Annotated in this window: 19 protein-coding genes; 8 read left to right on the forward strand and 11 right to left on the reverse strand. The window is 73.7% G+C overall.

Annotated elements, in window-relative coordinates:
• Nucleotides 1-96 precede the first annotated feature (96 nt).
• Complete coding sequence (locus ACT7CP_RS12265) at nt 97-1,365, reverse strand: glutamate--cysteine ligase (protein WP_445442445.1); 1,269 nt, start codon at nt 1,363-1,365, stop codon at nt 97-99.
• Nucleotides 1,362-2,846 carry a M20/M25/M40 family metallo-hydrolase gene (locus ACT7CP_RS12270; protein WP_445442446.1) on the reverse strand — a complete coding sequence of 495 codons (1,485 nt, stop codon included), beginning with the start codon at nt 2,844-2,846 and terminating at the stop codon, nt 1,362-1,364. Before ACT7CP_RS12270 ends, ACT7CP_RS12265 begins: the two co-directional genes overlap by 4 nt.
• Before the next feature lie 277 nt (nt 2,847-3,123).
• Between ACT7CP_RS12270 and ACT7CP_RS12275 the strand changes: the two genes are divergently transcribed.
• Nucleotides 3,124-4,407 (forward strand): hypothetical protein, encoded by a 1,284-nt coding sequence (locus ACT7CP_RS12275; RefSeq protein ID WP_445442447.1) that lies wholly within the window; start codon nt 3,124-3,126, stop codon nt 4,405-4,407.
• A 594-nt stretch (nt 4,408-5,001) separates the two neighbouring features.
• Here the strand turns inward: ACT7CP_RS12275 and ACT7CP_RS12280 are convergent.
• A complete protein-coding gene (locus ACT7CP_RS12280; RefSeq protein WP_445442448.1) occupies nt 5,002-6,189 on the reverse strand; it encodes a ThiF family adenylyltransferase in 1,188 nt (395 codons plus the stop codon).
• Between ACT7CP_RS12280 and ACT7CP_RS12285 the strand changes: the two genes are divergently transcribed.
• Nucleotides 6,188-7,909, forward strand: coding sequence for a glycosyltransferase family 39 protein (locus tag ACT7CP_RS12285; protein ID WP_445442449.1), 1,722 nt, complete (start codon nt 6,188-6,190; stop codon nt 7,907-7,909). The genes ACT7CP_RS12280 and ACT7CP_RS12285 overlap by 2 nt on opposite strands.
• A 13-nt stretch (nt 7,910-7,922) precedes the next feature.
• Here ACT7CP_RS12285 and ACT7CP_RS12290 read toward each other — a convergent pair whose 3' ends face one another.
• Nucleotides 7,923-8,507, reverse strand: a complete 585-nt coding sequence (locus tag ACT7CP_RS12290) for a TetR/AcrR family transcriptional regulator (RefSeq protein WP_445442450.1) — start codon at nt 8,505-8,507, stop codon at nt 7,923-7,925.
• 109 nt (nt 8,508-8,616) lie between these two features.
• Between ACT7CP_RS12290 and ACT7CP_RS12295 the strand changes: the two genes are divergently transcribed.
• Both ACT7CP_RS12295 and ACT7CP_RS12300 read left to right on the forward strand, forming a co-directional pair.
• Nucleotides 8,617-9,039: an ester cyclase gene (locus ACT7CP_RS12295; protein WP_445442451.1), complete on the forward strand. Its 423-nt coding sequence runs from the start codon at nt 8,617-8,619 to the stop codon at nt 9,037-9,039.
• Entirely contained in the window at nt 9,036-9,509 is a 474-nt protein-coding gene (locus ACT7CP_RS12300; RefSeq protein WP_413963733.1) for a DUF1772 domain-containing protein, read from the forward strand. Before ACT7CP_RS12295 ends, ACT7CP_RS12300 begins: the two co-directional genes overlap by 4 nt.
• Nucleotides 9,510-9,603: 94 nt before the next feature.
• Here the strand turns inward: ACT7CP_RS12300 and ACT7CP_RS12305 are convergent, their stop codons facing one another.
• Nucleotides 9,604-10,545 carry a DMT family transporter gene (locus ACT7CP_RS12305; RefSeq protein ID WP_445442452.1) on the reverse strand — a complete coding sequence of 314 codons (942 nt, stop codon included), beginning with the start codon at nt 10,543-10,545 and terminating at the stop codon, nt 9,604-9,606.
• A 31-nt stretch (nt 10,546-10,576) separates the two neighbouring features.
• Between ACT7CP_RS12305 and ACT7CP_RS12310 the strand changes: the two genes are divergently transcribed.
• A complete protein-coding gene (locus ACT7CP_RS12310) occupies nt 10,577-11,137 on the forward strand; it encodes a helix-turn-helix domain-containing protein (protein WP_445442453.1) in 561 nt (186 codons plus the stop codon).
• A gap of 39 nt (nt 11,138-11,176) precedes the next feature.
• Here ACT7CP_RS12310 and ACT7CP_RS12315 read toward each other — a convergent pair whose 3' ends face one another.
• The 5 genes from ACT7CP_RS12315 to ACT7CP_RS12335 all read right to left on the reverse strand — a co-directional run bounded on the left by ACT7CP_RS12315 (nt 11,177) and on the right by ACT7CP_RS12335 (nt 16,874).
• Nucleotides 11,177-12,115 carry a 4-(cytidine 5'-diphospho)-2-C-methyl-D-erythritol kinase gene (locus ACT7CP_RS12315; RefSeq protein WP_445442454.1) on the reverse strand — a complete coding sequence of 313 codons (939 nt, stop codon included), beginning with the start codon at nt 12,113-12,115 and terminating at the stop codon, nt 11,177-11,179.
• A 10-nt stretch (nt 12,116-12,125) separates the two neighbouring features.
• Nucleotides 12,126-13,055, reverse strand: coding sequence for a 16S rRNA (adenine(1518)-N(6)/adenine(1519)-N(6))-dimethyltransferase RsmA (rsmA, locus tag ACT7CP_RS12320; RefSeq protein ID WP_445442455.1), 930 nt, complete (start codon nt 13,053-13,055; stop codon nt 12,126-12,128).
• Entirely contained in the window at nt 13,052-14,002 is a 951-nt protein-coding gene (locus ACT7CP_RS12325) for a TatD family hydrolase (RefSeq protein ID WP_307506726.1), read from the reverse strand. The genes rsmA and ACT7CP_RS12325 overlap by 4 nt, the downstream gene beginning before the upstream one ends.
• 58 nt (nt 14,003-14,060) lie before the next feature.
• Entirely contained in the window at nt 14,061-15,638 is a 1,578-nt protein-coding gene (metG, locus tag ACT7CP_RS12330) for a methionine--tRNA ligase (protein ID WP_445442456.1), read from the reverse strand.
• 84 nt (nt 15,639-15,722) lie between these two features.
• Nucleotides 15,723-16,874 carry a bifunctional 2-methylcitrate synthase/citrate synthase gene (locus ACT7CP_RS12335; RefSeq protein ID WP_445442457.1) on the reverse strand — a complete coding sequence of 384 codons (1,152 nt, stop codon included), beginning with the start codon at nt 16,872-16,874 and terminating at the stop codon, nt 15,723-15,725.
• Nucleotides 16,875-17,141: 267 nt separating this feature from the next.
• On the opposite strand from ACT7CP_RS12335, the gene ACT7CP_RS12340 reads away from it, so the two are divergent.
• From ACT7CP_RS12340 to ACT7CP_RS12350, 3 genes are all read left to right on the forward strand, one after another.
• A complete protein-coding gene (locus tag ACT7CP_RS12340; RefSeq protein WP_445442458.1) occupies nt 17,142-18,611 on the forward strand; it encodes a dihydrolipoyl dehydrogenase family protein in 1,470 nt (489 codons plus the stop codon).
• Between the two features lie 131 nt (nt 18,612-18,742).
• Nucleotides 18,743-18,976, forward strand: coding sequence for a PLDc N-terminal domain-containing protein (locus ACT7CP_RS12345; protein ID WP_445442459.1), 234 nt, complete (start codon nt 18,743-18,745; stop codon nt 18,974-18,976).
• Nucleotides 18,977-19,030: 54 nt separating this feature from the next.
• Nucleotides 19,031-19,621: an NAD(P)H-dependent oxidoreductase gene (locus tag ACT7CP_RS12350; protein WP_445442460.1), complete on the forward strand. Its 591-nt coding sequence runs from the start codon at nt 19,031-19,033 to the stop codon at nt 19,619-19,621.
• Nucleotides 19,622-19,636: 15 nt separating this feature from the next.
• Here the strand turns inward: ACT7CP_RS12350 and ACT7CP_RS12355 are convergent, their stop codons facing one another.
• Nucleotides 19,637-20,680, reverse strand: coding sequence for an NAD(P)-dependent alcohol dehydrogenase (locus ACT7CP_RS12355; RefSeq protein WP_445442461.1), 1,044 nt, complete (start codon nt 20,678-20,680; stop codon nt 19,637-19,639).
• Nucleotides 20,681-20,712 lie beyond the last annotated feature (32 nt).

Below are 20,712 nucleotides of genomic sequence, written 5' to 3' on the forward strand. Positions count from 1 at the left end.
GCCCTTCGCGGCGTCGTCGGCGTGAACGTTCACGACGACGCTACGGGGTCCGCTCCGCGAGGGTCAAGGGCGCGGGCGGGATGCGGTCGTGAACGTTCACGCCTCCCCGATGGTGGCGTCGGCGATCTCCGCCAGGACGGCCTCGCAGCTCCCCGCCCGCGCCATGATCTCCCGCTGCCGCCTGGCGCCGTTCCCTCGCGCGAGGACCGCGGCCAGCCCCTCCGCCACGGCCCGCCGCTCGGCGTCGTCCGCGAACCCGTCCCGGACGTGCTCGCGGAGCGCCGCCACCGCGTCCGCCGCCCGGCAGGGCCGGCGCGTCACCGGATGCAGCAGGTCGTCGTCGAGGCCGGAGCGGCTCGCGCGCCAGGTGGCGAGGCGCAGCAGCGAGGTCGGCACGTCGTCCGCCGGGATGCCCGCCCGCCACTCGGCGGCGGCGGTCTCCACCAGCGCCCGGACGAGCACCGCGATCACGGCCGCGTCCTCCGGCCGCAGGCAGACGTCCGCGATGCGGGTCTCCACGGTCGGCGAGTGCGCCGACAGCCGGGCGTCGGAGTAGACCATGCCGATGTCGAGGGACACGTCGGCCGCGAGCATCTCCCCCAGCGACGCGGCGTAGCGGGCGGCGGATCCGTGCACGTCGTACGCCCCGGCCGACGGCCACCGGCCCCACGCCTGGTACCGGTAGCTCGCGAACGCCGTGTCGCCGCCCTGCCAGAAGGGCGAGTTCGCGCTGAGCGCCAGGATCACGGGCAGCCACGGCCGGATCCGGTCGAGCACCGCCACGCCCTCCTCGTCCGAGCTGACCGCGACGTGCACGTGGAAGCCGCAGGTGAGCTGCTCGGTCATGGTGAGGCCGTAGCGCTCGATCATCCGGTCGTACCGCGGGCCGGGGACCGCGTGCGGAGTGCAGGGCACGGTGCTCGTGGCCACGGCGACGGCACGCGCACCGACCTCGCCGGCGGCCCGGTCCGCGGCCCGCCGCCCGGACAGCACCGCGTCCCGCAGCTCGTCCAGGGTGCGCAGCGGCGGGCTGACCACCTCGATCTGCTCGTGCTTCACCTCGAGCTCCAGCAGGGCGCCGGGCACGAGGCCGTCCGCGGTGCGCGCGGTGACGGCGGCGGCGTCTCCCCCGTCGACCGAGCCGGGCCCGCGGATGATGTCGCCCGCGACCGGCGCCGGCTGCAGCGTCTCCGCGTCGATGAGCAGCAGCTCCTCCTCCACCCCGACGGTGCGGACGACCCGGGCGCCGGGCGGCACGGGGGCCGTGGCCGGCGGCGGGACGTGGGCCGTCGCGGGCCGGCCAGGCGGCGCGGGGCTCGCGGGCGGCATCGGCGCGGGGGCCGCGGATCCGGTCGTCGCGCTCATCGCGGACCCGCCGCACCGGCCGCGTCGCCGCCGCCGGGCCCGAGCGCCGCCCCCAGCTCCGTCCAGAGGTGTGCGATGGACGCGGCGCCGTCGAGCAGCATCCGGACGTCGACGCTCTCGTCGCTCGCGTGCCAGTGGTCCTCCGGCAGGCCCGTGCCGAGGAACAGGACGGGCGCGTCGAGCACGCGGGCGAGCAGCTCCGCGGGCCCGCCGCCCGCGTTGCCCATCCGCCCGGCGGTCGGGGTCCCATGGCCGCGCTCCATGGCGCGGATGAGCGCGTCCATCGCGGGCCCCTCGGGCGTGACGTACGGCTCCTGCCCGGTCTCCTCCGCGACCTCCAGCTCGTACGCGACGGTGTCCGGCATGTGCTCGGCGAAGAACGCGCGCAGCTGCTCGGCCACGGTCGCCACGCGCTGCGCGGGCACCGTCCGCACGTTGAGGTCGGCCGTCGCCTCCGCGGGGATCACCGCCCGCTGGATCCCCGTCGGGTCCCCCGCGAGCACCGACAGCACCTCGAGCGAGGGCCGCGCCCACAGCCGCTCCTCCACGGTGAAGCCGTCCTCGCCCGTCACGCTGCGCGTCTCGGTGCGCTCGATCCAGGTGCCGGTGTCGAACCGCAGCTCCTCCAGCTGGCGGCGCCGCTCCGGCGTCGGCTCCTCGACGTCGTCGTGGAACCCGGGCAGGGCGATCCGCCCGCGCGGGTCGTGCAGGCGCGCGAGCACGTCGACGAGCACGTGCACCGGGTTCGGCGCGGGTCCCGAGGCGGCACCGCTGTGCACGTCGCGCTTCGGGCCGGCGATCCGGAGGGTCGCGCTGACCATGCCGCGCATCGACGACACGACCGCGGGGTCGCCGCCCTTCCACTGCAGGGTGTCCGAGAAGACGACGGCGTCGCACGCGAGGCGGTCGGCGTGCTGGTCGAGGAGCTCGGCGAGGTGCGGCGATCCCATCTCCTCCTCGCCCTCCACGAGCAGCACGAGGTTCACGGCGGCGTCCCGGTCGCCGCGCTCCGCGAGGTGCGCGCGGAGGCCCCACGCGTGCGCGAGGACCTGGCCCTTGGCGTCCGACGCCCCGCGCCCGTGCAGGCGCCCGTCGCGGAGGACGGGCTCGAACGGCGCGGTCTCCGACCACTCCTCCGGCTTCGCGTGGCGCACGTCGTGGTGGCTGTAGACGAGCACGGTCGGGAGGGCCGGGTCCACGCGGCGCTCGGCGAGCACCGCCACCGCGGATCCGGTCGGGATCAGCTCGGTCGCGAACCCGAGCGACCGCAGCTCGCCCGCGAGCCAGTGCGCCGACCGCTCGACGTCGACCGCGTGCGCCTCCTCGGCCGAGATCGACGGGATGCGCACCCACTCCGCGAGGGCGGCGACGAGCTCGCCGGACCGCTCGCGGAGGAACCGGGCCACGTCGTCGTCGGCGGCGCTCGGGCAGATGCCCGGGGCGGCGGTCAGGTGGGCCGGGGCGGGGGGTGTCGTCGTCATGCTGTCCTCTCGTCGCGTCCGGCGTCGGCGTCGACGCGGCACCTCGAGCCAAGCGGGACGCGCGGGGAGGCATCCGGGCCTTGACAACGGACCGGCGGATCGGAATGGGCATCCGATCGGCGGCCACGTCCTGTCCCGACACGACGGACCGGGTGCTGGCGCACGCCCGACCGCGGCGAGCACGTGCTCCCTTCGGGGGTGGGGCGCCGGGCGCCGCCGGTGACAGACTCGCCTCATACCCGCCGGGCTCCCCGCCCGCATCGAACGAGGAGCCCCCGTGGATGACGACGTCCAGCTGATCAGCGATGGAGACGGCCTCGCCGTCATCGGCGAGCCGAGCGCGGTGGAGCGGTTCCTCGCGGCGAACGAGCTACCGAAGGGGCGGGATCTCGGGCTCGAGAGGCTGGCGCCCGTCGTCGGCATGGCGGCGGCCGCGGCGCAGGCCGGATCCGTCATCGCGGAGAACCACGGGCGGTGGGTGAAGCTCTCCGACAAGTCGAGGAAGCTCCTCGACGCTCATTCGGCCATGAAGGGCTCCGTGCCGAACCTCGAACGCGGCGTGATCATGGACGGCAACAGGATCAAGGGCATCGTGGAGTTCGCCCGCGGACCGGGCGCGTACCTCACCAATCCCGCGATCCTCTCCGGCGCCGCGGGGATCATGGCCCAGTACGCCATGCAGCAGACGATGGACGAGATCAGCGACTACCTCGCCGTCATCGACGCGAAGGTGGACGACATCCTGCGCGGGCAGAAGGACGCCGTGCTCGCCGACATGATCGGCGTCGAGATGGTCGTCGACGAGGCCACGCTGATCCGGGAGCGGGTCGGCCGGGTCTCCGACATCACGTGGTCGAAGGCGCAGGGCACGACGCAGACGCTCGCGCGGACGCAGGGCTACGCGCTCCGCCAGCTCGACGCCCTGGCCGAGAAGATGGAGCGCACCACGAAGGTCGACGACCTCGTGAAGGTGACGAAGGACGCGGAGGCGACCGTCCGCGAGTGGCTCGCCGTGATCGCCCGGTGCTTCCAGCTCCAGGACGCCGTCGCCGTGCTCGAGCTCGACCGCGTCCTCGACGCGTCCCCGGAGGAACTGGACGAGCACCGGCTCGGCCTGCGCACGGTCCGCCAGAACCGGCTCGCCGTCATCGGCCGGACGACCGACCGGCTGCTGGAGCGCATGGACGCGGCGGCCGGGACGGCCAACGCCAAGGTGCTGCTCAACCCGTTCGACTCGCGCGCCGTCGTGGGTTCGAGCAACCGCGCTGCGACAGGCGTGGTCCAGTTCAACGGCCTTCTCGGCGTCGCCGACGAGCGCGAGTCGCTGGAGGCCCGACGCTGGCTGACTGCCGTGGGCGACACGTGGGACTCCGCACGTGGCCAGGGCGCTGAGGGTGTCGACACCGCCCGCCGCCTCGGGGCGGCGGCGTTCGGCAGAGGCCGCGCTGCGGCCGACGGCCTGTCGCTCAAGCTCGCGGAAGGCGCGCTGCGCCGTCGCAAGGGCGCTGAGACGAGAGACAGCTCCCATTCTGGCGATGAGCCTGACGTACCACATTCTTAATCAGCGAGTTCGGTATCGGTATACCCGAGATCGTGGCCTGATGTCGTGCCCGAATCGGGGCCCGACATTCCCCCGCTACGCCCGCCCCGCGGAGACCCGATGAGGGAGAGAACATGGATATGACAGACATCGTGAGCATCACGGCGGCTATAGCTGCAGTCGCCAGTGCTGTGATCGCTCTTGTTCAAGCAAGAAGCGCAAGGAATTCAGGCCATGAAGCGCAGCAAGCCTTGATCCGGCTGGCGGCAGCGCAGGAACAGCTCGCAACGTCCAGCAGGAGAAGTGCCTGGGGAGCACCGAGACAGTCTCGTGAAGGAAGCTGGTCTATTCGCAATTCGTCTGGGAAGGACATCGAGGTGCGGAGCAATGAGGTCTCCCCTGACCAGGCCTCGTCGCTCTTGCGGTTTGAGACGCACTTTCCCACGATCGTCCGCAGTGGTGATCTGCTCTACTTCTCAGTCGAGAGGCGGTTATCGCTCAGCCCGAGGAGCTTCACGCTGACGTGGGCTTTCGTCGAGCTGCCCGAAGAGGAATTCAGATCAGTGCGACCTCTGCCGTAGACGTCTGCTACCCCCAGCAAGTGCTGTAAATCGATCACGCCCTCCCCGCCACGCTCCGCCACGACTGGATGCCGCCGCGCAGGCTCACCGCGTCCCGCCCCGCCTCGCGGAGCGCGGCGGCGGCCGCCCGCGAGCGGACGCCCGACGCGCAGTAGACGACCACCCGGTCGGTGACGGCGCCCGGCACAGCCCCCGGATCCACCGTGACGATGCGCACCGGGACCGCGACGTGGCCGGGGATCGAGTCGGCGAGGCGCTCGTCGGGCTCGCGCACGTCGAGGAGGACGACGGGCTCGTCCGAGGCGAGGATCCGCTCCACCTCCTCCGCGTCGAGCTCGGTGCCGTCGGTCGCGGCGCCCACGCCGCAGAACAGGTCGTAGTCGGCGAGCGCCGTGACCCGCTGGCGGCCCTTCGCGCGCTTCACGCCGATGGTGCGGCTCGTGCCAGCCAGGGCGTCGAGCACCACGACCCGGCCGAGCAGCGGCTGGCCCGCGCCCGTCACGAGCTTGATGACCTCGGTCGCCATCAGCGAGCCGACCGTGCCGCAGACCGCGCCGAACACGCCCGCCTCCTCGCAGGAGAGCACGGCGCCGTCGGCGGGCGGCTCGGGGAACACGTCGCGGTAGTCGATGCCCCGGCCGTCGGGCGCCGCGTCCCAGAAGACGGTGACCTGCGCGTCGAACCGGTACACGGATCCCCACACGCACGGGATGCCGACGAGGGCCGCCGCGTCGCTGATGAGGTACCGCGTGGCGAAGTTGTCGGTGGCGTCGACGACCACGTCGTATCCGCCGAGGATCCGCAGCGCGTTGTCGTTCGTCAGCCGCTCGGCGTGCTCCACGACCTCGATCCCGGGGTCCGTCCGGTGCACCGAATCCGCCGCTGACGAGGTCTTCGGTCGACCGATGTCGGGCGTGCCGTGGATGGTCTGGCGCTGGAGGTTCGAGAGGTCCACAGCATCGTCGTCTACGATTCCGAGGGTCCCGATCCCCGCCGCGGCCAAGTACTGCAGCACCGGGGAGCCGAGGCCGCCCGCGCCGATCACGAGGACGCGCGCGCGGTCGATGCGGGACTGACCCCCCATCCCGACGCCGGGAAGGGCGAGGTGCCGGGAGTGCCGTTCGCGCCGCTCGTGCGCATCCCGCCCGGAGCCATGACCACCCAGGCCCCGCCCCCCGGGGTGCGTGCCGTCCAGATCGACGAGCGGCAGTGACGACCCCATGACAGACCTCCGTACGGACGGCGGACGCGGACCCGCGTCGACCGGACCCAGCGTACGACGGCCCGCCGACGGGACCCGCGGCGGCCGTCCCTCCGGCCCCCTCGGCCGCTTCCACCACCGCCGCTGGGGCGACGCCTGGCTCATCGGCCTGCTCGGCTTCCTGCTCGCGCTCCCCCTCGCCGGGCAGCCGTCCGTCTGGTACGACGAGGCCGCCACGGTCGTGTCGGCCACGCGCGACTGGGACGGCCTCCTCCGCATGCTCAGCACGGTGGACGCGGTGCACGGCCTCTACTACGCCCTCATGCACGTGTGGTTCGACCTCGTGGGCTACTCACCCACGTCGCTCCGGTTCCCGAGCGCCGTCTTCGTCGGGCTCGCCGCCGCCGGCGTGGTCCTCCTCACGCGCACCGTCTCCACGCGCGCCACCGGCGTCGTCGCGGGCATCGCGTTCGTCGTCATCCCGCGCTCCGCCTGGATGGGCACGGAGGGCCGATCCTTCGCGCTCGGCACGCTCATCGCGGTCGCGCTCACCGTGGTCCTGGTGCTGGCGGCGAGGCGCGCGGGCTCGCCGCCCCGGGTGCAGGCCGCGTGGTGGGCGCTGTACGGCCTCATCGCGTGGTTCGGCGCGTCCACCTTCATCTACCTGGCCCTGCTCGTGGGTGCGCACGGCGCCGTGATCATGTGGTCCATCGCCTCCGCCCGCGCGGGCCGCCGCACCCTCCGGCCGATGATGGTCTCCCTGCTCGGCTGGGGCATCGCCTCCATCTCGGCGGGGCTCCTGTCGCTGCCGCTCGTGGACGTGGTCACCGCGCAGTCCGGGCAGGTCGGCTGGATCAAGCCCATCGGCCCGAAGACGCCCGGGCAGGTGATCCTCACGCAGCTGTTCCCCGAGAACGCCGCGTTCGCCTGGGTCGCCTGGCCGCTGGCGCTGCTCGGCCTCGCGATGCTCGTGCGGCGCGGGATCCGCCTGGTGCGCGCCCGCCGGGCCTCCACCGCGGAGCCCGTGGGCGAGATGGCGGCCTTCGAGTCGGCGTACCTCCACGCGGGCTGGTCGCCGACGCTGCTGCAGCTCGCGGTCGTGTGGCTCGTCGTGCCGACCACGCTGCTCGTCTACGCGTCCACGCTCACGTCGCCGCTGTACTCGCCGCGGTACCTCGCGTACACGGCCCCCGCGTTCGCGATGCTCATGGCCGTGGGGATCCTCGCGCTGCGGTGGAAGCCCGCGGTCGCGATCGTCACCGCCGGGCTCGTGGCCCTGTCGCTCGTGCAGGTCGCGCACGACCGCGGCACCACGCGCAAGGCGGACGCCGACTGGGCGGGCATCGCGCGCATCGTCACCGCGGAGCGCGCGCAGGAGGCGCCCGGCACCGCGGAGGCCGTGATCTTCGGACCGGTCCGCCGCCACCCGAAGGCCACCTCGCGCGTCGTCGCCTACACGTACCCCGACGCCTTCCGCGGCATGGACGACATCCTGCTGCGCACCCCGCCCGGCGACACCGACGGTCTCTGGGAGGAGGCGTACCCCCTCGCCGACCGGGTCGACGAGGTCGACGGCGCGGACGTCGTGTGGCTCGTCACGAGCGACAAGCAGGACATCCGACCCGAGGTCGCGGAGGCGCTCACCCCGCGCGGCTTCGCCAAGACCGACGACTGGCACGTGAAGAACGCGAACGTCGAGCGCTACGAGCGGATCGCCGCGGGCCGACCCGCCGCAGGCTGAGCCGCGCTGCAGCTCAGGCCGGGCGGGGCACCAGCCGGTCGACGAGCAGGTCGATCCGCGCGGCGCCCTGGTCGGGATGCAGCCGCCCCCCGCGATCGAGCACCACGATCCCGTGCAGGGCCGCCCACACCGCCTCGGTGAGGAGCTCGGCTTCCGCGTCGCCGGCCGCCGGCTCGACCGCGGCGCGCAGCTCGGCGAAGGCCGCCGTGAGCTCGGGGACGGCCGCCTCCCCGAACCGGAGGCGGGTCCGCCTGCTGAACATCGCGTCGTAGAGGGCGGGCGCGTCCGTCGCGAACCGCGCGTACCGGTGGGCCACGGCGTGCACGGCCCCGGCGGCGTCCGCGGGCCCCGCCGCCTCCCGCGCTTCGCGCAGCGCCGTCGCCAGCTCGGCGAACCCCTCGAGGGCCACGGCGTCGGTGATCTCGTCGAGCGACGCGAAGTGCTTGTAGATGACCGGCTGGCTGTACTCGATCTCGGTCGACAGCCGCCGCGTGGTGACGGCCTCCCAGCCCTCCCGCTCGGCGACCTCCCGGGCGGTGGTGGCGATGAGGCGACGCCGTGCGGCCCGCTCGCGTGCGCGTCGGTCTTCGATGGTCATGCCGGATGGTAGCGCCGCTAGCGATGCGAGCGCCAGTCTTGACGGCTGCGGTCGTCGCCGTTAGCGTTGCTAGCAGTTAGCGCCGCTAGCAATACGAGAAGAGGACAGCATGGACCCCCGCGCACTCGTCGAGACCTACCTCGACATGCTCAACACCCACGACGCCGACCTCGTCGACCGCTTCATCGCCCCGGACTACGTCAACCACAACGTGGTCGTGGCCGACGGCCGCGAGGCGAACCGCGCCTTCTGGTCGATGTTCTTCGCCGGCCTCCCCGACGTCGTCGTGACCGTGGAGGACGTCGTGATCGCCGGCGACCGCGTCGTCGGCCGCTTCGTGTACCGCGGCACACACCGCGGCGAGCTCCTCGGCATCCCCGCCACCGGCGCCCGGGTCGAGATGCGGAGCATCGACATCTGGCGCGTCGAGGACGGCCTCCTCTCCGAGCACTGGGACGAGCTCAACCTCATGGAGGTCTTCCAGCAGGTCGGCGTCCTGCCGCAGCTCGGCGGCGGCGAGGCCCGGTCGTGATCCTCGCGGCGCAGCTCGCCGCCCTCGCGGCCGTCCTCGGGATCGGGCTCGTCTTCGGCACGGACGCGTTCTGCGCGCTCGTGATGCGCCCGGCCCTCGCCCGCGTCGACGACCGGACTCTGACCGCCGCGATGGGGAGCGTGCACCGCTACGGCGACGCGCGCATGCCGATCCCCGGCGTCGTCGGCCTCGTCGGATCGGCCGCCGCCGCGGTGACCGCCGCGCTCTCGGGGCACGCCGCCGCGGCCGTGGCGGCGGGCGCGGCCCTCGTGCTGCTCGTCGTGCGGCTCGCGCTCTACGCGCGGATCAGCGCGCCGATCAACCACCGGCTCACGGCCGCCGCCGACCGGGGCGAGACGCTTGCGGACGCGAGAGCGCTGCAGGCCGGCTGGGATCGGATCATCGTGCTCCGCGCCACGCTGCAGGGGCTCGCGCTCCTCGCGGTGGCCGGCACCCTGATCCTGCTCTGAGCGGCTCGCGACCCGGATCCGGGTCCGGGTCCGGGTCCGGATCCGGGTCCGGCGCGACCGCGCACCGGGCGGCGGGCGGCACCCCGGCGATCCCTCAGGAGACGGGCGGCCCGTCCCCGTCCGCGGCGATCCGCTCCGGCTCGACCGCGTCCGGCTCCCGGCGCGCCCGCGGCTTCAGCTCGCTGACCACCGTCCCGGCGACGATGAGCGCCGCCCCGAGGATCGCGAGCGCGGGCAGCCGCTCGCCGGCGAGGCGCCCCACGACCCCCGCCCAGACCGGCTCGCCCGCGTAGATGATGGTCGCGCGCGTGGGCGAGACGGAGCGCTGCGCCCAGTTCATCGTGAGCTGGATGAGGCAGCTGCTCGCCCCGAGCGCGAGCGCCGCGATCAGCCAGACCCAGGAGAACGCCGGGATCGCCTCGCCCGCCAGGGGCATGCACGCGAGCGACAGCGCGCCGGCGACGAGGAGCTGCACCACGGTCACGCGCCCGACGTCGACGCGTCCGGCGAACAGGCCGATGAGGATGATCTCGGCCGCGATGGGCAGGGTGCTGACGAGCGTCGCCAGCTCCCCCGCGCCCAGCGCGACTCCCTGCTGCGGACCGGCGACGAGCAGCAGCCCCACGAAGGCGAGCGCGATCCCCACGAGCGCCGGCACCCCGGGCCGCTTCCGGAACGCGGCCCACTGCAGGAGCGGCACCAGCGGCACGTAGAGCGCGGTGATGAAGGCGGACGTGCTGCTCGGGATCGTCTGCAGGCCGTACGTCTGCAGCCCGTAGCCGAGGAAGATCATGACGCCGATCGCCGCGCCCGCACCCAGGTCGACGCGGCGCATCCCGGCGAGGACCCGGCGGAACACGACCGCGCTGATGAGTCCCGCCGCGAGGAACCGGAGCCCCACGAAGAAGAGCGGCCCGCTGTGCTCCATCGCGACGTGCACCGCGAGGAACGTCCCGCCCCAGATCGCCGTGATGCCGATGAGGGCCCACTCGGGACGGGAGGGCCGGATCGCTAGCGGCGAAGGAATGCGCAACATCCTGCACACCCTATGGTGCAAGATGTTGCGCATGCAAACGCCGCCGTCGACCGCCGTCCTCGTCCACGTGGGCGGCAACCTCCGTCGCGTCCGCCACACCGCGGGGATCAGCCAGGCGGCGCTCGCCGAGCGGTCCGGGATCAGCCGCCGCACGATCGTCATGGTCGAGGCGGGAGAGGCGAACATCAGCCTCATCGGGCTCGACCGCCTCGCGGAGGCCCTCGGCACGACCTTCACCGCGCTCGTCTCCGCGCCCGGCGCCTCGCCCGCGGCCATCGACGAGGTCGCCTGGCGCGGACGCCACCCCGCGAGCGTCGCGGTGCTGATGTCGTCGGTCCCGGCCCGGGCGGAGGCGCAGCTCTGGACCTGGTCCCTGGGCCCGGGCGAGCGCTACGACGCGCAGCCCGACCCGGAGGGGTGGCACGAGATCCTCCTCGTCACGGCGGGCACGCTCCTCCTCGAGCGCGGCGCGGACGACGTCGTCTCGTTGGCCGTGGGGCAGCACGTCGCCTTCTCCACGGCCCGGTCGTACGCCTACGCGAACGCCAGCGACGTCGACGCCGTCGTCTTCACGCGCATCGTCGTGAGCTGACCGGCCGCCGGGGCGGTGCGCCGTGCGCCGCGCTCCGGCTCAGCCGGTGATGATGCGCGCGCCGTGCACGGGCCCGGTGGCCCGGATGACCGTGAGGCGGGCGGCGCTCAAGGCGATCTGCAGCTCGAGCGCGCTGTCGAGGTCGGCCGCGAGGAACGCGACCGTGGGGCCGGATCCCGAGACGATGCCCGCGAGCGCGCCGTTCTCCTCGCCGAGCTGCAGCACCTCGCCGAGCCCGGGCGCGAGGTGGAGCGCGGGTGCCTGGAGGTCGTTGTGGAGGACCTCGGCGAGCATGTGCGGATCCCCCGCCCGGAGCGCCTGGAGGACGCCCGAGTCGACCTGCGGGATCTGCTGCGCCGGGAAGATGTCCTGCGCGTGCCGCTCGCGGTGCTTGTCGAGCTCGCCGTAGACGTCGGGCGTGGAGACGCCGAACTCGGCGATGGCGAGCACCCACTGGAAGGTGCCCTTCGCGAGCGCGGGGCTGAGGCGGTCGCCGCGGCCCGTGCCGATGGCGGTGCCGCCGGCGAGCGCGAACGGGACGTCGGCCCCGAGCTCCGCGCCGAGGGCGAGCAGCTGGTCGCGCGTGCGCTCGGTGCCCCAGAGGGCGTCGCAGGCGAGGAGGGTGGCCGCGGCGTCCGCGGATCCGCCGCCCATGCCGCCCGCGATGGGCACGTTCTTCTCGATGCGCAGGTGCACCCCGCCGCGGTGGCCCGTGTTCCGGGCGAGGAGGCGGGCGGCGCGGATCGCCAGGTTGTCGGCGCCGGTGGTGAGGTGCGACGTGTCGATGGACCCGCCGAACTCGACGGAGAAGCCGTCGGACCTGGTGGCCCACACGTCCTCGTAGAGGCTCACGGCCTGGTAGGCGGTGGCGACGTCGTGGTAGCCGTCCTCCTGGAGGGCGCCCACCGTGAGCGAGACGTTGATCTTGCCGGGGGCCCGCGCGTGCACCACGTCGGAGGTGGTGGCCGCGGAGGTCATGTGCTCCAACCTAGCGGAGGGCGGGAGGCACTCCGTCCGCGTCCCGATCGGCCCAGGCGTGCGCTACGCGCAGGTAGTCGTGGACGCTCAGCTGCTCGCCCCGTGAAGTGGGGGCCACCCCTCCGGCCTCGAGGAGCGCGGACGCCGCCTCGCTCCCGCCGAGCAGCTCGGCGAGCGCCTGGCGGAGCATCTTGCGGCGCTGCTGGAAGGCCGCGTCGACGATCCGGAAGGTGCGCACGCGCAGCGCCTCCGACGCGAAGGGCTCCGCGTGGCGCTCGAACGCGACGAGCACGGAGTCGACGTTCGGCACCGGCCAGAACACCTGGCGGCTGACCTGGCCGGCCGTGCGCCACGCGCCGTACCAGGCGGCCTTGACGCTCGGGGATCCGTACACCTTGGATCCCGGCGCCGCGGCGATGCGGTGCCCGACCTCGGCCTGCACCATGACGACGCCCGTGCGGATCGCGGCGAAGTGCTCGAGCAGGTGCAGCAGCACGGGCACGGAGACGTTGTAGGGCAGGTTCGCGACGAGCGCGGTCGGATCCCCGGGAAGCTCGGCGACGCGCAGCGCGTCCTCGTGCACGACGGTGAGGTCGGCCTCCGGCTGGTACAGGCCCACGGTGATCGGCAGCTGCTCGGCGAGCCGGCCGTCGATCTCCACCGCGACGACGCTCGCGCCCGTCTCGAGGAGGCCGAGGGTGAGGGATCCGAGCCCGGGCCCGACCTCGACCACGTGCGTGCCCGCCGTGACGCCCGCGACCCGGACGATGCGGCGCACGGTGTTCGCGTCGATGACGAAGTTCTGGCCGAGCTTCTTGGTGGGGGCGACGCCGAGGAGCTCGGCGAGGTCGCGGATCTCCGCGGGGCCGAGCAGCGTGGCGGGTGCGGCGGATGCGGGTGGTCCGGCGGATGCGGGCGTGGTCGACGCCTCGTCGCTCACGCGCGGCCCGCCGGGTCGATCTCGGCGGGGTCCTTCGACGGCGACGTGACGGGCTCGTCATCCCAGCGGCCGTAGACGAGCTCGGTGTTGGAGGAGATCTGCGCGGCGAGCATCGAGACGTCGGTGCCGAGGTGCGCGGCCATCGCCCGCAGCGTGTGCGGGATGAGGTACGGGGCGTTCGGCCGGCCGCGGAACGGCACGGGCGTGAGGAACGGCGCGTCCGTCTCCACGAGCAGGAGCGAGCGCGGCGCGAAGGCGAGCGCCTCGCGGAGATCGTGCGCGTTCTTGAAGGTGACCGTGCCGGAGAAGGACATGTACCAGCCGTTCTCGGCGCAGATGCGGGCGAGGTCCTCGTCGCCGGAGAAGCAGTGGAAGACGGTGCGCTCGGGGGCGCCGACGCGCAGCAGCGTGGCGACGACCTCGTCGTGCGCGTCGCGGTCGTGGATCTGCAGCGCGATGCCGCGCTCCTTGGCGATCCGGATGTGCTCCTCGAACGAGCGCTGCTGGGCGGCGCGGCCGTCCTCCCCCGTGCGGAAGAAGTCGAGGCCGGTCTCGCCGACGGCGCGCACGCGCGGGCGACCGGCCAGCTCGTGGATCTCGGCGAGCGCGTCGTCGAGCGTGCCCGCCTCCTCGTACGCCGGGGCCTCGTTCGGGTGGATCGCGACGGCGGCGAGCATGCGCGGCTCGTGCGCGGCGGTCTCGGCCGACCAGCGGGACGTCTCGAGGTCGCCGCCGACCTGGATCACGCCGCGGACGCCGACCGAGCTCGCCCGGTCGAGGTGCTCGGTGAAGTCGATGGGCGACTCGCCGTCCGCGATCTCGAGGTGCGTGTGGTTGTCGTAGACGGGGACCGTGAGCGCCTCGGGCAGCGGCGGGTACGTGAGGTCGCGCGTCTGGCCGTGGACCGCGGTGGTGTCGCGCTGGCGCACGTAGTTCGAATCGGACATCGCGCTCACTCTACCGACGGGAGGGTGCCGCGCCCGGCGGGGCGCGGCACCCGGGACGTCACGCGGTGGCGGCCGTCGGCTCCTGCTCGATGCGCGGGAACAGCGGCGCCTCGAGCGGGGTGACGACGCCGGATCCGGTCCACTGGTCGGCGAGGTCGATGCGCTGCTGGCCCACCGTGCCGTCGCCGCCGAGCGCGGTCCAGAGCTTGGCGGTGGCGCCGGGCAGGACGGGCGCGAGCAGCACGGCGAGCGTGCCGAGGCCGCGGACCGCGGTGTGCAGCACGGTCTCGAGGCGCGCGCGGTCCTCGTCCTTCTTGGCGAGCGCCCACGGCTCCTGGCTGGTGATGTAGCCGTTGAGCTCGTCGACCAGGGTCCACACGGCGGCGAGCGCCTCGTGGATCGCGAGCCGCTCGATGGCGTCGTCCGCGGTGGAGGCCGCGGCACGCGCGACCGACAGCACGCGCTCGTCGGCCTCGGTGAGCTCGTGCGCCTCGGGGACGCGGCCCTCGAAGTAACGGCCGACCATGGCGATCACGCGGGAGGAGAGGTTGCCGAAGCCGTTGGCGAGCTCCGCCTGGTAGCGGGCGCTCAGGTCCTCCCAGCTGAAGGAGCCGTCCTGGCCGAAGGCGAACGCGCGCATGAAGTAGTAGCGGAACGCGTCGATGCCGAAGGTGTCGGTGATGGTCTGCGGCACGATGCCCGTGAGCTTCGACTTCGACATCTTCTCGCCGCCGACGAGCAGCCAGCCGTGACCGAAGACGCGGCGGGGCGGCTCCTCGCCGAGCGCCATGAGCATGGCGGGCCAGATGACCGCGTGGAACCGGAGGATGTCCTTGCCGACGAGGTGCGTGGCGGGCCAGCGGCGCTGGAACTGCTCGTCGTCCACGCCGTAGCCGATGGCCGTGACGTAGTTCATGAGCGCCTCGAACCACACGTAGACGACGTGGCTCTCGTCCCACGGGATCGGGATGCCCCAGTCGAAGCTGGAGCGCGAGATGGAGAGGTCCTCGAGGCCCCGGCGCACGAACGACAGGATCTCGTTGCGGGCGCTCTCGGGCTGGATGAAGTCGGGGCGCTCCTCGTAGAAGGCGAGGAGGCGCTCGCCGAAGTCGCTCATGCGGAAGAAGTAGTTCTTCTCCTCCAGCAGCTCCACGGGCTTGGAGTGGATGGCGCAGACCAGCTGGCCCTCGAACGGCCCCGTGCCCTCGAGGAGGTCGGAGGGCTGCTTGTACTCCTCGCAGCCGACGCAGTAGTAGCCCTTGTACTCGCCCGTGTAGATGAACCCGGCGTCGTGGAGGCGCTGCAGGAAGATCGTGACGCTCTCCTCGTGGCGGGCGTCCGTGGTGCGGATGAAGTCGTCGTTGGAGATGTCGACGGCCTCGAGCAGCGGCTGCCAGCTCTCGGTGACGAGGCGGTCGGCCCAGGCCTGCGGGGTCGTGTCGTGCGCCGTGGCGGTGCGGAGGATCTTCTGCCCGTGCTCGTCGGTACCCGTGAGGAACCAGGTGTCGTCGCCGCGCTGGCGGTGCCAGCGGGCGAGGACGTCGGCGGCGACCTCCGTGTACGCGTGCCCGATGTGCGGGACGTCGTTCACGTAGAAGATCGGCGTGGTGATGTAGAAGGGCTCGCCGCGGGACATGGGCTCCATCCTAACGATCGGCGGGAGGGCTCCCGGCCGCGTGACGGGCGTCGGACGCGGTGCCTCCGCTGCCGGCGGGCGTGCCTAGGAGAGGTGGCGCTCGGCCGGCCCGTCGTACTCGGAGAGCGGCCGGATGAGCGAGTTCGCGGCCCGCTGCTCGACGATGTGCGCCGTCCAGCCGACGACGCGCGCGGCCACGAACAGCGGCGTGAAGGCGCGCGTCTCGAAGCCGAGGAGCGCGTACGCCGGGCCCGACGGGTAGTCGAGGTTCGGCAGGATCCCGGTGCGCTCGGCCATGCCGCGCTCGAGCGCGTCGTACAGCTCCATGGTGCGGACGGCCGACTCCCCCGCCGGGCCGCCGGCCGCGACGCGCACGGCGACGAGCTCGTCGAGCGCGTCCTTCATGGTGGGCACGCGCGAGTCGCCCGCGCGGTAGACGCGGTGCCCGAAGCCCATGACCTTGCGCTTGGCGGCGAGCGCCTCGTCGAGCCACGCCTCCACCCGGGATGCGTCGCCGATCTCGTCGAGCGTCTCGAGCACGGCCTCGTTGGCGCCGCCGTGCAGCGGGCCCTTGAGCGCGCCGATCGCGCCGGTGACGGCGGAGTGCAGGTCGGCGAGCGTGGAGGTGATGACACGGGCCGTGAACGTGGAGGCGTTGAAGGAGTGCTCGGCGTAGAGGATCAGCGACACCTCGAGCGCGTGCGCGTCGGCCTCGGTGGGCCGGTCGCCGTGCACCATGAGGAGCAGGTTCTCGGCGAGGCCGAGGTCGTCGCGCGGCTCGACGGGGGCGAGGCCCCGGCGGCGGCGCTGGTCGTAGGCGATGAGGACGGGGATCTGCGCGAGGAGGCGCACGGACCGCTCGAGGTCGGCGTCGGCGGAGTGGTCCTCCGGGGTCGGATCCGCCGCGCCGATCGCGCTGACCGCGGTGCGGAGGACGTCCATCGGGTGCGCGTCGACGGGCAGCGCGTCGACGATCCGCAGCACGGCCTCGTCGGGCTGCCGCTCGGCGCGCTCCTGGGCCTCGAAGTGCGCGAGCTCCTCGTCGGTGGGCAGCTCGCCGTGCCACAGCAGGTACGCGACCTGCTCGAAGGAGCAGGAGCCGGCGAGCTCCTGCACCGGGTAGCCGCGGTAGAGGAGGGAGTTGGTGGCCGGCTCGACCTTGCTCACGGAGGTCGTGTCGACGACGACGCCGGCGAGGCCCTTGCGGATGTCGGTCATGTTGCTCCTTCGCGGCATGCCGCACCCGCGTGGTCGGCGGATCGGGTGCCTCCGGGTGCGTTCGTCACTGTATCGGGGCGGGTGGCGCGGGAGCGAGGGTCGCCCGCGACGGCCGGGTGCACGCCCGGGGGCGGGCTGGGGAGAAGACGCGAGGGGCCACCGGCCCGGCCCCGCGGCATGACGGGTGCCTCCGGACCCGGGTCGCGGCCGGATCCGCTCGGTAGCCTCACGAGCAGGCGCACCCGAGGCGCCGCCCGCGCAGCCGCGCCGACCCCGGAGGACGCCATGCCCGAGAGCACCGACCACGCCGATCCCGCCGCCGACGCATCGGACGCCACCCCCGATACCCCCGACACCCCGGCCCACTACGACGTCGCCGTCATCGGCGCCGGACCCGCGGGCACCGCCGCCGCCCTCCGCGCCGCCGAGCTGGGCGCGTCCGTCGTGGTGCTGGAGGCCGGCCGCGTCGGGGGCACGTGCGTCAACACCGGGTGCGTGCCCACGCGCGTGCTCGCGAAGACCGCGCGCCTCGTGCGCGAGGTCCGCTCGGCGGGCGAGAACGGGATCGGCGTGGGCGAGCCGACGCCGCACTGGCCGTCGATCGTGGCGCGCGTGCACCAGCAGGTCGACCGCGTGCGCTCCCTCAAGCGCGAGGGCGAGCGGTTCCGCGAGGCGGGCGTGGAGCTGATCCACGAGGGCCGCGCGCGCTTCGTCGACGACCGGACGCTCGTGCTCGACAGCGGGCGCCGGATCACCGCGGGCTCGATCATCGTGTGCGTCGGCGGCCACTCCCGCCGCCTGCCCGTGCCCGGCGCCGAGCTCGCGACCGTCCCCGAGGACGTGCTCGCGCTGCCCGGGATCCCCCGTCGCCTCGCCGTGATCGGCGCCGGCAACACGGGCGCGCAGCTCGTCACCGTCTTCCGCTCGTTCGGATCCGAGGTCACGCTCCTCGACGTCGCGCCGCGCGTGCTCACCGCCTCCGACGCGGCGATCTCCGAGGCCGTGTCCGACGCGTTCGTCGCGCAGGGCGTGCGCGTGCACGTGGGCATCGACACGGTGACGGGCATCACGCGCTCGGGCGACGGATCCCTCACGCTGCTCTGGCGCGACGGCGACCGCCCGCAGTCCTCCAGCTTCGACGCCGTGATCATGGCCACCGGCTGGCCGGCCGACGTCGAGGACCTGGGGCTCGAGGCCGCGGGCGTCGAGGTCGCCCGGTCCGCGATCCCGGTGGACCGGTACCTCCGCACGCGCGTGCCGCACATCCTCGCGGTGGGCGACGCCAACGGGAAGGACATGCTCGTGCAGGCGGCGCAGTCCGAGGGCGAGGCCGCGGCCGAGAACGCGGTGCTGGGCGTCAACCGGCGGATCCCGCTGCAGCTCCTCCCCGCTGGCGGCTTCACCGACCCCGACTACGCGGGCGTCGGCCTCACCCAGGCGGAGGCCCGCGAGCGCGACAGCGCGTGCGTCGTCGCGCGCGTGCCGTTCTCCGCGGTCGACCGCGCGGTGATCGACGACCGCGAGGCCGGCTTCCTCCTGCTCATCGCCGACCGCCGCCGCGAGCTGATCCTCGGCGCGCACGCCGTGGGCGAGAACGCGGTCGAGGTGATCCAGTCGGTCACCACCGCGATGGCCGCGGGCGTCGACGTCGCGACCCTCGCGCACGTGCGGTTCGCGTACCCGACGTACAGCGCGATCATCGGGATCGCGGCGCGGGCGCTCCTGGCGGAGCAGACCCCGGCCGAGCTCGACTGACGGCGGGTCGGGCCCGGCTACCGGGCCCGGCGGCCTGCCCGGGTCGTACCCGGGGGTGACGCGCCCGGGCGCACCCGCGTCGTACGGTGCAGGCAGGCCGAGCTCGTCGGCCGCGCATCCGGAAGGACACCGTGGGATCCCTCACCGCCTGGCACACGATCATCATCGGCATCGTGCTCGCCCTCGACCTCGTCGCGCTCGTGCAGGTCACGCGCGACCCGCGCCGCAGCAGGACGGCCAAGGTCGTCTGGTCGCTCGTCATCGTGCTGCTGCCCCTCGTCGGCTTCGTCGGCTGGCTGATCGACCTGACGCTCGGCGCCGCCACACGGGGGCTCGACCGCCGGAACGCGCGCGCCCTGCGCTGACCCCCGCCGGGCGATCCGGCGAGGACGCCCGGTCGCGCGTGGTCGGATGGACGCATGCCCGCGCTCATCGTCACGGCCCACCCCGATCCCGACTCCCTCACCCACGACGTCGCCCGCCGGCTCGCCGACGCGCTCGGCACCGACCGCACGACGGTCGCGCACCTCGCGCAGGAGGGCTTCGACCCGGTCTTCGGCATGGCCGACCGGCGCGCCTACTCGGGCGACGCCGCCGCCCCCGCCGACGTCGTCGCCGAGCAGGCGCGGCTCGACCGGGCGGATCACGTCGTGCTCGTCTTCCCCGTGTGGTGGTGGTCGATGCCCGCGCTGCTCAAGGGCTGGATCGACCGCACGTTCATCGCCGGCTGGGCCTTCGGCGTCGACGACGACGGCCGCATCGAGAAGCGGCTGCAGCGCCTCACCGTGCACCTCGTGCCCGTCTCCGGCACGAGCCGGGAGTCCTTCGCCCGGCACGGCTACCTCGCGTCGTTCGAGACGCAGGTCGGGCACGGGATCCTCGACTACTGCGGCGCGCGCCGGGGTGCCACCGCCTTCGTCCACGACTCCGAGTCGGGCGACCGGGACGCGGTCGCGGCGGAGGTCGAGCGGGCCGTGGCGGAGGTCGTCGCGGCGGTCACGGGCGCCTGACGCGACCGCCGCCGCTCAGACCGCGTCGTCGATCCCCGCCATGTCGAGCACGAAGCGGTAGCGGACGTCGTTGCGGCGCAGCCGGTCGAAGGCGACCTCGACGTCGGCGACGGGCACGACCTCCACGTCCGCGGTGATCCCGTGCTCGCCGCAGAAGTCGAGCAGGTCCTGCGTGGCGGGCCGTCCGGCGCTGCCCGACGAGCCGAGGCGGCGGCGTGCGGTGAGGAGGTCCATCGCCTGCACGCCGAGCGGGCCGAGGAAGCCGAGGACGCACAGCGTCCCGTCGAGGTCGAGCACCCGGAGGTAGGGGGCGAGGTCGTGGTCGACGGAGACGGTGTCGAGCACGAGGTCGAGGCTCGATCCGGCCGCGGCCATGGCCGCGGCGTCCGTGGACACGACCACGCGGGTCGCGCCCAGGCGCACGGCGTCGGCGCCCTTGGCCGCGGTCGTCGTGAACACCGTGACCTCGGCTCCGAGCGCCCGCCCCAGCCGCACCGCGAGGTGGCCGAGCCCGCCGAGGCCGACGACGCCCAGGCGCGTGCCCGGCCCGACGCCCGCGGCGCGCAGGGGCTCCCACACCGTGACGCCCGCGCACATGAGCGGGGCGACGGCGGCGGGATCCAGCGACTCCGGCCGGCGGTAGACGAACGACTCGCGGACCACGTAGCGGCCCGAGTACCCGCCGAGGGTCGTGGATGCGTCGACGCGGTCGCGGCCGCCGTAGGTGAGCGTCGGGAACTCGACGCACATGTTCTCGTGCCCCGCCCGGCACATGCGGCACGCGCCGCACGAGTCGACGATGTTGCCGATCGCGACGGGGTCGCCGGGCGCGAAGGACGTGACCGCGGATCCGACGGCCACCACCTCCCCGACGAACTCGTGGCCGGGCACGAGCGCGTGGTCGCGACCCGGCTGGCCGAGCGCGTGGAGGTCGGAGTGGCAGACGCCGCAGTGGGTGACGCGGACGTCGACGTCGTCGGGCCGGAGGTCGCGGCGGTCGATGCCGACAGGTCGGAGGGGCTGGCCGGAGGCCGGGGAGAGGAGGGCTGTGGTCCGCATGCGCTCAACCTACCTACCAGTTGGTAGGCATG

The organism is Clavibacter rahimiani, assembly GCF_052654495.1.